General features: G+C 31.7%; 14 protein-coding genes. 4 read left to right on the forward strand and 10 right to left on the reverse strand.

Going from position 1 to position 12,303, the window contains the following annotated elements:
- Positions 1-3 precede the first annotated feature (3 nt).
- The 4 genes from BN2390_RS07775 (at position 4) to BN2390_RS07790 (ending at position 2,886) form a co-directional block, all read left to right on the forward strand.
- Positions 4-528: a hypothetical protein gene (locus BN2390_RS07775; protein WP_198524880.1), complete on the forward strand. Its 525-nt coding sequence runs from the start codon at positions 4-6 to the stop codon at positions 526-528.
- Positions 491-1,951 carry a recombinase family protein gene (locus BN2390_RS07780; protein WP_053983784.1) on the forward strand — a complete coding sequence of 487 codons (1,461 nt, stop codon included), beginning with the start codon at positions 491-493 and terminating at the stop codon, positions 1,949-1,951. The genes BN2390_RS07775 and BN2390_RS07780 overlap by 38 nt, the downstream gene beginning before the upstream one ends.
- A 129-nt stretch (positions 1,952-2,080) precedes the next feature.
- A complete protein-coding gene (locus BN2390_RS07785) occupies positions 2,081-2,443 on the forward strand; it encodes a flavoprotein (RefSeq protein ID WP_053983785.1) in 363 nt (120 codons plus the stop codon).
- On the forward strand, positions 2,440-2,886 hold the full coding sequence (locus BN2390_RS07790; RefSeq protein WP_082238675.1) for a transcriptional regulator: 447 nt from the start codon (positions 2,440-2,442) through the stop codon (positions 2,884-2,886). Before BN2390_RS07785 ends, BN2390_RS07790 begins: the two co-directional genes overlap by 4 nt.
- A 199-nt stretch (positions 2,887-3,085) precedes the next feature.
- Here the strand turns inward: BN2390_RS07790 and BN2390_RS07795 are convergent, their stop codons facing one another.
- The 10 genes from BN2390_RS07795 to BN2390_RS07840 all read right to left on the reverse strand — a co-directional run bounded on the left by BN2390_RS07795 (position 3,086) and on the right by BN2390_RS07840 (position 12,293).
- A complete protein-coding gene (locus BN2390_RS07795) occupies positions 3,086-3,658 on the reverse strand; it encodes a ComEC/Rec2 family competence protein (protein ID WP_154668801.1) in 573 nt (190 codons plus the stop codon).
- The gene (locus BN2390_RS07800; RefSeq protein WP_198524881.1) at positions 3,597-4,088 is read right to left on the reverse strand and encodes an MBL fold metallo-hydrolase; all 492 of its coding nucleotides are present in this window, start codon (positions 4,086-4,088) and stop codon (positions 3,597-3,599) included. Before BN2390_RS07800 ends, BN2390_RS07795 begins: the two co-directional genes overlap by 62 nt.
- A 209-nt stretch (positions 4,089-4,297) precedes the next feature.
- Positions 4,298-5,107: an HNH endonuclease gene (locus tag BN2390_RS07805; protein ID WP_053983789.1), complete on the reverse strand. Its 810-nt coding sequence runs from the start codon at positions 5,105-5,107 to the stop codon at positions 4,298-4,300.
- Positions 5,108-5,231: 124 nt separating this feature from the next.
- The gene (locus BN2390_RS07810) at positions 5,232-8,186 is read right to left on the reverse strand and encodes a tetratricopeptide repeat protein (protein ID WP_053983790.1); all 2,955 of its coding nucleotides are present in this window, start codon (positions 8,184-8,186) and stop codon (positions 5,232-5,234) included.
- A gap of 173 nt (positions 8,187-8,359) precedes the next feature.
- Positions 8,360-9,592, reverse strand: coding sequence for an N-acetylmuramoyl-L-alanine amidase (locus BN2390_RS07815; protein WP_053983791.1), 1,233 nt, complete (start codon positions 9,590-9,592; stop codon positions 8,360-8,362).
- Entirely contained in the window at positions 9,585-10,061 is a 477-nt protein-coding gene (locus BN2390_RS07820; protein ID WP_053983792.1) for a phage holin family protein, read from the reverse strand. Before BN2390_RS07820 ends, BN2390_RS07815 begins: the two co-directional genes overlap by 8 nt.
- A 102-nt stretch (positions 10,062-10,163) precedes the next feature.
- Positions 10,164-10,385 carry a hypothetical protein gene (locus tag BN2390_RS07825; RefSeq protein ID WP_053983793.1) on the reverse strand — a complete coding sequence of 74 codons (222 nt, stop codon included), beginning with the start codon at positions 10,383-10,385 and terminating at the stop codon, positions 10,164-10,166.
- Positions 10,385-10,726, reverse strand: coding sequence for a hypothetical protein (locus BN2390_RS07830; protein ID WP_053983794.1), 342 nt, complete (start codon positions 10,724-10,726; stop codon positions 10,385-10,387). Before BN2390_RS07830 ends, BN2390_RS07825 begins: the two co-directional genes overlap by 1 nt.
- Positions 10,723-11,691 (reverse strand): hypothetical protein, encoded by a 969-nt coding sequence (locus BN2390_RS07835; protein ID WP_053983795.1) that lies wholly within the window; start codon positions 11,689-11,691, stop codon positions 10,723-10,725. The genes BN2390_RS07830 and BN2390_RS07835 overlap by 4 nt, the downstream gene beginning before the upstream one ends.
- 11 nt (positions 11,692-11,702) lie before the next feature.
- Positions 11,703-12,293 (reverse strand): collagen-like domain-containing protein, encoded by a 591-nt coding sequence (locus BN2390_RS07840; RefSeq protein WP_053983796.1) that lies wholly within the window; start codon positions 12,291-12,293, stop codon positions 11,703-11,705.
- Positions 12,294-12,303 lie beyond the last annotated feature (10 nt).

The following is a 12,303-nucleotide window of genomic DNA, read 5'->3' on the forward strand; positions in this document are numbered from 1 at the left end:
AAGGTGATTTGCTTGAATGAATATGAAATTTTATTGCACAAAAGTTCTAAAGAAGGACTTGAAGTATTTGAAATGGCTTTGGAATCAGATTCTGATGCATTATGTGTTGGTGATACATTAGCCTTAAATACAAGACTATTAAGTACAGTACCCGAAAAAAGATGTACTTTAAGTGAGGAAGTCTGGCATAGCAAAACAACTGTTGGAAATATAATTGATACTCGTGACATTAATAATCTAAAACAAGAATGTTTTGCACGAAAGTGTTCTTTTGAAGATTTAATTCCGCTTGATAACATTGTGCAAGCATTACTTAATCACTGCTTAAATTTACAAGATGTATGTGAGTACCTGTGTGTAACAGAAAAGTACTTCTGTGAAGCAATTGCTTACTATAAGCAAAAATATGGTCCATATTATAGATGTAAAGAATACACATTACATTTTGAACCTTTGTCAGTTATAGGTTCATCAAAAGGAGATGGTTTAAATGACAGCAGCTCTTTATATTCGAGTAAGTACAGATGATCAGCTAGAGTTCTCTCCTGATGCTCAAAAAAGAGCATTACTTGAATACGCTAAAAAGAATAATATATTAGTAGATGAACAATATATTTTTGTTGATGAAGGTATTAGTGGCACAAGTGCTAAGAAAAGACCTGCCTTCCAAACTATGATTGCTACAGCGAAGAAAAAGCCTAAACCATTTGATACTATTTTAGTTCATAAATTCGATCGTTTTGCACGTTCTAGGGAAGACTCTGTAGTATATAAAAGTCTTCTTCGTAAAGAATGCGACATAAAAGTTATATCTATAACAGAACAAATGGAAGATGATAAATTCAGTGTTATTCTAGAGGCTATGCTTGAAGCTATGGCAGAATACTACTCTCTTAACTTAAGTGATGAGGTTATGAAAGGAATGACTGAAAAAGCACGTAGAGGGTTACCACAGTCAGAAGCACCATATGGATATAGGCGCGATGGAGATAAATATGTTTTAGTAGATGATGAAGCTGAAATTGTAAAAATGATATTCTCAAAATTTAATAGTGGTGAACTTGGATACGGGGAAATTTGCAGGTTTTTACTTCTAAATGGAATTACAAATAGAAAGGGTCAATCATTTACTGTTAGTGGAATAAAATATATGCTAGAAAATCCAATTTATTGTGGTAAAGTTCGCTGGAACTACTCTACTCATAAAGGTGGGCGTAGGAAAAATCCCAAAGAAGAATGGATCATAACCGATGGTGAGCATCAACGTATTATTAGCGATGAACTATACCAAAGTGTTCAACAAAAGATTGCTTCATTAAAAAAGGCTCCTGGACACTATACTCCTAATAAAGAAATTAAGCACTGGTTAAGTGGGCTCTTAAGATGTTCAAATTGCAACAAGGTATTAGTGTATAATAAAGGTTATCATAAGTACCCCTTTTATAGATGTAACGGATATAATAAAGGCGTATGCACTACCAGCAATATGGGGCCATTACATTTTTATGAAAAAGAAGTTTTGAAAGCATTATCTCTTAAATTTAATGAGCTTAGCCAAGGACTAGGCAACATAGATTCAGTAGTTGTAAAAACAAATAAAGAAACATCCAATAAAATTCTTCTTCAAAAACAGTTAGAAAAGGTTAGAAGAAAATATGAAATTGCTAAAAAGGCTTATTTGGCTGAAATTGATACTTTAGAAGAATATGCAAACAATAAATCAGATATTGAAAAAGAAGAAAGAGATCTATTAGATAAACTTTCTAAAGAAATTAGTTCTGAGGATGTATCAAAAATTATAACTTCTAAGTTAGAACATGCCATCCAAATATTAAATGATGATTCAAAAAGTAATACTGAAAAAAATACATTTTTAAAGAGCTTTATAAATAGTATAGATGTAGATAGAAACAATGATATACTAAAGATAAATATGTACGTAGAGTGCTAATCATAAGCACTCTTTTTATTTGTGTACCTTTAATACTCCAAGGTTACCTGGAAAAGTTGCCCCTATGACAGCAGCAGCAATCCTCTATCAAGGTCTTACTCTCATCATGCGCGAACAGGGGGAACAAATATGACAGATTTGAAAAATTTAAAATTAGGTGTTGCACTTTGCGGCTCCTTTTGTACGTTTAAGAAAGCAATGGTTATGCTTCAAAATTTAGTTGACTTAGGTGTTGATGTCTATCCAATTATGTCTTTCAATGCGTACTCTATTTCTACACGTTTTGGAAGTGCCACTGACTTTATAGATCAAGTTGAAACGATTACTGGAAAACCAATCATTCATTCTATTCATGATGCAGAACCTTTAGGACCAAAAAGTATGATTGATGCACTTCTCATTGCACCTTGCACAGGTAATACACTTTCTAAAATTGACCATGCAATTGTTGATACACCTGTTGTTTTAGCTGCAAATGCAACCATGATATGAATATGGGTTTCTATAAGTACACTTTATCAAATACTTGGCATGAGTTAAAAGCAATTAAAACTCTTGGTGATTGTATTAGATTTAATAGACTAAAAGCAAAATTAACTCAGGCTGAGCTTGCGAATAAGATTGGGTTAGATAAAAATACAATCTACTTACTAGAAAAAAATAAAGCTCTACTACACGTAAAATTTATTTTAAAAATTGAAGAAATCCTATCCTGCTCTTTAGTTGGATTTGATGAGTATTATGATTTTGCACGAGATACTTCTACATATATCATAAATATTAGAAATAAATTAGGATTAAAACGTAAAGGCTTTAGTAAATTGATAGGAGTACATAGTAGTACTTTATTAAAATGGGAAACAGGTAAGTCATATATAACAAGAATGCATATGAACAAATTAAGCTTTTTTTTCCTTGATAATAATATTTCTTAATTAACATAGCTAATCTATAAACTATTTATATGTTCAAGGCAATTGCAAGGATGATAGTGATTACTAATAACGTCCCAAAATAGCTAGTAATTAGTACTCTTCTTAAATTAAATTTTTCCATAAAAATAGACCACACTCCTTATTTTTCTAGAGTGTGGCCTTTTATTTATATTTTTATACTATAAAAATATATTCTAATCTAATAGCATACTTTGCAAGCCTCGTATCCTTGTTTTTTAGCATCATCAACTGTTAGTTCTCTGCTTGTTGTATTAATATATCTACAAGCTTTATAATGATATTTTTTACCTGTTCCAGTTACCCAAACCTTTTGGCCTGTTGATTGTATAGTAGTTGACTCTATAATTGTATTAGTAGGATTTGTTGATATCTGTACATTATTTATAGTATTCGATATAGTATCAACTTTAGTTACTATAGGTGTCTGCATCACTTTACCGTCTACTTTTTGTGTAGATATAGTAAGTATTTTCTCATCACTAGTAATAATAATATTGCCATTTAAATCAGTTCTATATGTTTTAATGTCTTTAAGTCTGTCGCTTACTTCTTTATGCGGGTGGCCATACTTATTGTCCTTTCCACAAGTAATAACAGCTATTTCAGGTTTTACTTTATCCAAAAACTCTTTACTTGTTGAAGTATTACTTCCGTGATGCCCTACTTTAAGTACATCTATATCTATCATTTTATCTAAGATAGATTTTTCTACATCTTTGCCAGCCAGCATCTCCTGTAAATAAAAATTCATGCTCATCGTTTTTATAAAGCATTATTAAACTTCTATCATTTACATCTTTAGATTGACTTTTTGTATTATAAAATTGGAATGTACCATTACCTAAAGTAACTATTTTATCTTCTAATGGTACACTTGGTTTTAAATTTTTATTAGTAGCAGCTTGAACACAATCTTTATAAGTTTTTGTATCAGCACTACCATTTCCAATTAACACTATGCCAATTTCGAAGTTCTTGATTACTGCATCTAATGCCCCACAATGGTCTGCATCTGGATGAGTTAATACTATGTAATCTAATTTTTTTACCTCTTGCATCTTAAGGTATTCTACAAGAGACTTTTCATCATCATTTTCTGCTCCATCTATAAGCATATTTTTACCGTTGTCTTTAATAAGAATTGAATCACTGTTTCCAGTATCAATAAAAATGTACTTCAACCGATTGTATAATTTGAATTTGCTGGACATTTTTTGCAAATAATGTATTGGTAATTAGTAATAATGACATAATAAATATCAAAAATTTACTAGATCTCTTCACTTTTATCCCTCCATTTTCTGCTATACTATTTCACAAAGTAATATATTTAATACTTTTAATCTTAAAATAACATTGTCCATAAATATATATTTTTAGTCATATCGTTTTATACACTTAATTCTTTTTCTTTCTGATATATTAAATCTAATAATCTATTCTTTATCTCATCTTTATTATGTGCATAATGAGATCTAGCATGACAATTTGCACATATTGCCGCTACTGATACTGGGTGATCAGGTCCATTATCGGATAATCTAGTAATATGATGAACTTCTAAATACATATCACCATTTTTTTTTACAAATCCTCTTTCTCCGCACAATTCACATACTCCCTGTGAGCGCCTCATAGCATACTCCCTAATCGCCTTACTCCTTTTCCTTACATTTATTTTTATTTCCTCACTAGACGCTCCCTCAACAGCTTGCTCCATAGCCTTTTTTCTCAATTCTTCTAATGATTGATTTAGATTACTTTCTGCTAAATCATTAAAATCACAGCCTACATCTATATTATCAATGGGATTTAATTCAAACACTATTGAATTTCTCTCTCTATTGTTTTTATCTATGGCTTGTATTATCTCGTAACCCAGGCACATAAATTCGCCAATATATTTAACATATGCTGATTTTACATATTGAAACAGAAATATAGATTTATTATTTTTCAAGTGATCTCTTACTGCTTTATTTCCTCTTATAAATTGCATATGCCCTATCTGGCCTTCTCCTGTATACTTAAAGGTTCCATATTTAGTCCAACTATCTGCATATCCAAATTCATCTCCTGACTCACCTGTAAATATAAATATACAAGGAAAGTTTGTAGGTGTACTTATTCCACCTTGTCCTTGACCTCCATATTCCATATGAATATTTTTACGCTTATAAACTTCATTTCTAATAAACATAACCTCTCCCTCCTTTATCTGACTATACTATATCATAAAATTTATTAGTATATTTAACTATTTCCTATAGTATTCCTCTTTACATGAAAAAGCTAGAACCATAGTCCTAGCTAAAATAATAACTCTATTTATACAATATACTTGATTTAGTAACCTTTATGTCTGAATCACAATAATTTAAATATGTTGCTATTTCTTCTACATTACTTACTTTAGGCCCAAGTATTACTTCTTCTAAATCTATGTCTTTATTAATTTCTATAAATAAATGAGGCACCCTCCATGTAGAAATTTTATCTGTTTGCACATTATTACTCCCAAATCTTATAAGTCTTATTTCTTTCTCATATTTATATTGAGCATATTTATACAGAAATCTTACTTGATCTAATATATTGCATATTATTTTTCTCATTGTTATATCTCTTACTTTATCTATACCTAAATCATTTAATATAATACAAATTTCTTCAAAGATTTTTTCATCTATATTCATAAAATCTTCTTCTATATAACTTACTTTGTATAAACAATTTGTTATTTTATTATTTTCTTTTAGCAAAATATCCTCATCTTCTTTTAAATTCTCTTCTACCCTATGATATGTAAGACTGTGTTTTTCCTCATTATCAAAAAAAGTATTCTTAAATAGTAAACAACACCCTTCTCCATTCTCACTATACGTTGTCCACATAGGTAAATTATCTTCAGACTCTGAAAAACTTGTTATATACGTTTGACTATAGTTATTTAATATTTTTCTTCCATTTTTTGTACTATCTTCATTATACAAAATATCTATAATATCTTTTATAGACTTATACTGATTATTATTTTTACATAGTAATTCTTTATCTATATGACTTAATATATTTTTAAAGACTTCGCCCTCCATTGGATCATTCATATAGACCGAATTGTTTAACCTTAATCGTGGCTTACTTTGTTTATCTAAGTCATTTACTCCTTTATTAGGTTTAATTAAAAAGTTAATCGTATTCATCTTAGTATAATGACAAATTTTTGAGTCTTGATTTACTATTTTAATTCTTGATTTTTTCAGTTCACTAACCTTAATAAATAATTTTATAATTTGTATGTATGTATTCTCATCCTTTAATGTGTTCTTTAGATATTCTAAGAAAGATCTATTGTCTTTCTCTAACATTAACAAATTTAATTGATCCTTAATATATTCTTTTGAGTCTATTGGAAACAATTTCATTCTCTCAGTGTAGTAGCCCTTATTATAAGGATTTAATTTAATTGCATTTTCATAATCTGCCAAAGCTTTTTCTAGATTTTCTAGCCTCCTATATACCTCTGCTCTCTCTTTAAATGCAAGGCTATTTTGGGGATCTAGCTCTATTGCTCTTGTATAATTTTTTAATGCTTCTTCATTTTCATCCCATAGACCATATATATATCCTCTGCTATAATATGCATTACTGCTATTAGGCTCTAATTCTACTATTTTATCCGCATCTTCTAATGATTTTAACTTATCATTTAGTTTATTATATAATATTGCTCTATTACTATAGTATATAGACGTATCAGGTTTTAATTCAATTGCTTTTGTATAATCTGCTAACGCTTGTTCTAGTCTCTTGGTTATGCTATATAATATTCCTCTACGATTGTAGTACAATGCATTAGTAGGTTTCAATTCAATTGCTTTTGTATAATCTGCTATAGCCTTTTCTTCTTCCTTAAGATCTCTATATAGTACTCCTCTACGGTTGTAGTACAGTGGATTATCAGGTTTCAATTCAATTGCTTTTGTATAATCCTCTACTGCCTTCTCTTGTTCATTAAGTTCTCTATATAGCAGCCCTCTACTACTGTAGTACTGTGAATTATTAGGTTTCAATTCAATTGCTTTTGTATAATCCTCTACTGCCTTCTCTTGTTCATTAAGTTCTCTATATAGCAGCCCTCTACTACTGTAGTACTGTGGATTATCAGGTTTCAATTCAATTGCTTTTGTATAATCCTCTACTGCCTTCTCTTGTTCATTGAGTTCTCTATATAGCGCCCCTCTAAACTTATAGTACTGTGCATTACCAGGTCTCAATTCAATTATTTTTGTATAATCTGCTAATGCCTTCTCTTGTTCATTGAGTTCTTTATATAGGGATCCTCTAAACTTATAGTACAATACATTTTTAGGCTCTAATTCAATTGATTTTGTATAATCTGCTAATGCCTTCTCTTGTTCATTGAGTTTTCTATATAGCGCCCCTCTAAGTTTATAGTACAATGCTTTATTAGGATCTAATTCAATTGCTTTTGTATAATCTGCTAATGCCTTTTCTTCTTCTTGTGACTCTCTATATATCATTCCTCTAACCTTATAATACAATGCATTAGTCGGATCTAATTCAATTGCCTTTGTATAATCCGCTACTGCCTTCTCTACTTGTGACTCTTTATATATTAATCCTCTATAAGCGTAGTACTGTGCATTAGTCGGATCTAATTCAATTGCTTTTGTATAATCTGCTAATGCCTTTTCTTCTTGTGACTCTTTATATATTAATCCTCTATAAGCGTAGTACTGTGCATTAGTCGGATCTAATTCAATTGCTTTTGTATAATCTGCTAATGCCTTTTCTTCTTCTTGTGACTCTTTATATATTAATCCTCTATAAGCGTAGTAGTGTGTATTAGTCGGATCTAATTCAATTGCTTTTGTATAATCTGCTAATGCCTTTTCTAATTTTTCTTCTTCTTGTGACTCTTTATATAGCATTCCTCTATAAGCGTAGTACTGTGTATTAGTCGGATCTAATTCAATTGCTTTTGTATAATCTGCTAATGCCTTTTCTAATTTTTCTTCTTGTGACTCTTTATATAGCATTCCTCTATAAGCGTAGTACTGTGCATTAGTCGGATCTAATTCAATTGCTTTTGTATAATCTACTAACGCCTTTTCTTCTTCTTCCAACTCTCTATATAGTCTAGCTCTACTATTATATGCGCTGGCATCCTTTCTATCTAACTCTATTTTTCTTGTATAAATTTCTATCTCTCTCTTAATACTATCAGTAGTTTCTTCCTGCATTTGTGCTTTCATCCTAAATCCTCTTTATTATTTTATTATCAATAATATTATATATATAATTACACGATAGTTCAAGATTTAACAATATCTCTTCCAAGTATCTATGATTATTTAGATAATATATTTACAACAATCATTGTATACACCTTTATATGTATAAGAATATCTATTGGCTAGTATATTTTCTATCTTATGCCATTTTTTAATTGTTGTATTTTTCTTGCACAGTTAATTATCAATTTAGGTACATTATTAGGTTTTATTTTATCTTTATCTTTCCATACGCTTAATGTATTTACTACACCTTCTTGATTTAGTACTTTAAGTGCTTCTTGATATTCATCTTTAGCTTGAACTTTAGTCTCTTCAACTTCTTTCATCATTCTAAGCAAATCATGTCCATATGTAGCACTTGGACACCAGTTGCCACCTAATGCTTCTACTGTTGGCGCTTCACCTTTAAGATAACTAAAGTGCCTTGGATCAAGTGTGTTTGACTTAGGATATCCATTAACACCCGCATAAAGTGCTAGATGATCTATATGTGCCTTAATACCATCTTCCCATGTATCAAAACGTTTGTGTGCTTCTGCAATGGTGCAATCATCTTTACCTGATGCAGTTTCTTTTAATCCACATGGATTTCTGTAGGTTTCATCTAACACGCCTCCAAACTTACCATAGCCTGTTTCCTTGGTATACTGAACAATAGCTACTACTGGATTAATGCCTACTTTAAGACATTCTTTAAAGTAAATAGATAGATTATCAATAAAAATCTGTTTTGGCTTCTTAACAATTGCCCACTCTTGACACTGTTCTAATGTTGCTGTAGCTGGACCAATAATAGGTGTGCCTCCTACGTTGCTAGTGCCTAACACTTTTAAGATTCCTTCTCCTATACCTCTACCCATTAACTTACGTTCTTCAGATGTATCAATAATTTCAACATCCTTTGAATCAATAAAAGCACACTCCACAATAACAGCTGGCATACTTGTTTGCCTAATCACTCCAAAATAATCATGTCCCGCATCATTTACTTTTGTATATATTTCTTTAGGACGCTTATTTTGGCCAGTAACTTGATTAATTGAGTCAACTATCTCTTGTGCCATCTTTAAACTTGTACCACCAGTTACACTATAAATAACTTCTACGCCATCACCCCCTCCTGCATTGGTATGTATAGAGATAAAAAGAGCTGCTTTATGCTTGTTAGCAAATGCAACTCTTTCATTAATACTTACAGTTTTATCTGTGTCTCTAGTTTGCAATACTTGAATTCCTTTAGACTCTAGATACTCTTTGCAAAACTTGCTAATACTAGATACTAAATCTTTTTCTTTTAGTCCGTTAGCACATGCTCCTGGATCAGAACCTCCATGCCCTGGGTCTAATACAACTAATCTACTCATCCATCTTACCTCCTATAATAGTTTCTCCCATTGAATCCACTTTGTCTTTTGCCACATTTAGTGCTTTCGTTATAAAAGGTGGCAAATCCATACCAGCATGTTGTAAATTCTCTAAGTTACTTATAAACTCTCTTACAAATATCCATGCTAGAGTTAATGCTGTAAATATAATTTTTGTGGCTACAACTATTCCTAATGTATTGGCTATCTGAATTAGTCCATAATCAAGCAGTAATGATAGTACGATAAGCATTCCCATACCTATCTTTCTATAGATACCCTTGATTACAAGCTTACTCTCTACCTTTTCATCCTCTCTAGCACCTGCTGCATAAGCACGTGTGAACAGATCAGCAACCATTAATAAAATTACTCCATATAATAGAGGTGTAAAAATCCCAAAATAATTTGCGATGCATAAATTAATTGTTGTAAATATAGCAATTACTACTGATTTGATATCTTCCATATTTCCTCCTTAGTACAATACTCTATTTTTAAAAAAGGCATAAAAAATAATGCTATCTCTAGTGCCTTTTCTATGCCTTATTTACTTTCTAAAATCATTCTTTTATTTACTTATTGCTGATACTTCTTCCAAAGTTAGTGAAAATTGCTGCTGTGTATATCCAAGCGTTTCTGCTGCTTCATCTGCATCAATCCATCCCATAGCTAAAAATAAAGCTGTTAGTTCTTGCATACCTTGTAAATTTTGTGTGCCTTGATCTGTTGCTGCTACTGCAATTCTTACAAAAATATTTTTTTCCACCATTCCGTTTAATTTCTCACTCATTATTTCATTCCTCCGTTTAATAAAGTATTTTTTGCTGTTTGTGTTGCTAACATTCCTATTGCTTCTTCAATTTGTGTTAATCTTACTTCTGTCTTATCAGGTGCTATATTTGTTTTATTAGCTTCTTTCCATGTTTGAATTTCTTCAGGCGTTGCACCTTCTTCCCATGATCCATCAACTAGTTTAGGCTTAACATATCCAACTGTTAATGGCACTGTTGTATATGGCACGTTTACTGGCAATGGCAATTCATTTCCGTGATTATCAAATTGTCTTTCAACTAATCTTGATTCATCTTCATAAAATCCATTTGCATCTATTATCCATATTTGTTGCATCATAGAATCACCCTCATATAAATATTTTTCACATTATTATTTGTTGTACATATTTCTATTTGTCCATTGCTTCTTATAAAACCATGCACATTTGATGTTGCATCACCTCCAACATCTACACCAGTACATGTCATTGCTAATATGGGATGTTTTGGTACTATTGTAGATATAGCAACAATAGTATTTTTGCCTGTTGCAAATGTTGAACCATCTGTTTTTGATACTCTAAAACTAATATAGGCCGCTGTATTTGTTGTATAACAATCCTGAAAATCAACTGTTATACCCGTATTAGGTGTTACATTGAATTGTGTCTTTGAAGTTGCTGCAAGCTCTTTCCACCCACTAAAACTATTATTCCAACAATCACCAACATAAATTTTATTACTTGGATTATAGCTACTTAGAGTTGCTTTCCAGTCTGCACCTACAGGGGATCTTTCAAAAGTAGCAATATAAAACTTATTTGCTTCAGGTTGTCCAGTACAATTTTGATGTATATAATAAATACCTGGTAAAGTTGCATGATTTTTAAAGAAATCTATAACATTTTGATTCTCTATATTAAATCTTTTTGTCATTGTAAAATCTGTTGTTGCAATTTCTTTCCATGCTGTCCATTGCCCGTCTTTTAAAACTCTCTCTTTTACTTGGCCTATATTGCCGCCATAAACACATTTTGCTCTATGAAAAACAATGCCACTTTGTATAGGATTAACCTCTAAATACCAAACCCCTCCACCAGGTGAATTTGTACCCCCTCCAATACGATAACGTTGAAAATCAATCAATGTATTATAGTCTGGATTATCTAACCATTTAGCAAATTGAATTCCTATTTTATCAAATAAACCATTGATTTGTTCTTCTACTGTTTTACCATCCGGGCCGAATACAACGTCACTCGATGTATGAGGATATAATTCATCCCCATTATCTGCTTGAAATGCTCCCTTTAATCTTGCCATCCTTTCGCCTCCTATCCCATTACCTTAAAGAATATTTTTCTAGATACTGCATTTGTTGTACTCGTTCCTACTTTTATTGAATCTCCTGGATCTCCTTTTTCGCCTTTAGCACCTGTTGCCCCTGGGTCTCCTTTTGGTCCTTGTGCGCCTGTTGCCCCCGGATCTCCTTTTGGTCCTTGTGCGCCCTGTGCTCCAGTTGTTCCTCTAAAGTTTCCTCTTTTAGTCCAAGTTGTAGATGCTGTTTTTTCAAATACATCTCCATTAGATGTATTCAGTGCCCAATCTCCTACTACACCTAATGATGTAGCTGGTGTACCAGTAACATTATGCATTTTAGATCCTGTAACTCCAGCTGGACCTTGTGCTCCTGTTTCTCCTCTTGGACCTTGTGGGCCTGCTGCACCTGTAGGGCCTTGTGGACCTATTGCTCCCGTTGTCCCCTTAGGACCCGTTAATTTACCTGCATTTAACTTTTGCTGAAAAGTTTCTCCATCTGAAAAAGTTACACAATCTGCTGACGTTAATACATCTACTCCTTCAATAACTTCGCCAGTACTTTCATCTATCAATTGTACCCTTACTTTTTTTAATACTTCTGCCATTTAAAGTTCA

The organism is Niameybacter massiliensis, from assembly GCF_001282685.1.
GTDB lineage: Bacteria > Bacillota > Clostridia > Lachnospirales > Cellulosilyticaceae > Holtiella > Holtiella tumoricola.

What these genes read in the sequence shown, in the direction of transcription:
- BN2390_RS07825 (WP_053983793.1), bottom strand. Translation starts at nt 10,385, where the DNA reads ATGAGTGAGAAATTAAACGGAATGGTGGAAAAAAATATTTTTGTAAGA.
- BN2390_RS07835 (WP_053983795.1), bottom strand. Translation starts at nt 11,691, where the DNA reads ATGGCAAGATTAAAGGGAGCATTTCAAGCAGATAATGGGGATGAATTA.
- BN2390_RS07820 (WP_053983792.1), bottom strand. Translation starts at nt 10,061, where the DNA reads ATGGAAGATATCAAATCAGTAGTAATTGCTATATTTACAACAATTAAT.
- BN2390_RS07780 (WP_053983784.1), top strand. Translation starts at nt 491, where the DNA reads ATGACAGCAGCTCTTTATATTCGAGTAAGTACAGATGATCAGCTAGAG.
- BN2390_RS07785 (WP_053983785.1), top strand. Translation starts at nt 2,081, where the DNA reads ATGACAGATTTGAAAAATTTAAAATTAGGTGTTGCACTTTGCGGCTCC.
- BN2390_RS07840 (WP_053983796.1), bottom strand. Translation starts at nt 12,293, where the DNA reads ATGGCAGAAGTATTAAAAAAAGTAAGGGTACAATTGATAGATGAAAGT.
- BN2390_RS07790 (WP_082238675.1), top strand. Translation starts at nt 2,440, where the DNA reads ATGAATATGGGTTTCTATAAGTACACTTTATCAAATACTTGGCATGAG.
- BN2390_RS07810 (WP_053983790.1), bottom strand. Translation starts at nt 8,186, where the DNA reads ATGAAAGCACAAATGCAGGAAGAAACTACTGATAGTATTAAGAGAGAG.
- BN2390_RS07795 (WP_154668801.1), bottom strand. Translation starts at nt 3,658, where the DNA reads ATGAATTTTTATTTACAGGAGATGCTGGCTGGCAAAGATGTAGAAAAA.
- BN2390_RS07830 (WP_053983794.1), bottom strand. Translation starts at nt 10,726, where the DNA reads ATGATGCAACAAATATGGATAATAGATGCAAATGGATTTTATGAAGAT.
- BN2390_RS07815 (WP_053983791.1), bottom strand. Translation starts at nt 9,592, where the DNA reads ATGAGTAGATTAGTTGTATTAGACCCAGGGCATGGAGGTTCTGATCCA.
- BN2390_RS07805 (WP_053983789.1), bottom strand. Translation starts at nt 5,107, where the DNA reads ATGTTTATTAGAAATGAAGTTTATAAGCGTAAAAATATTCATATGGAA.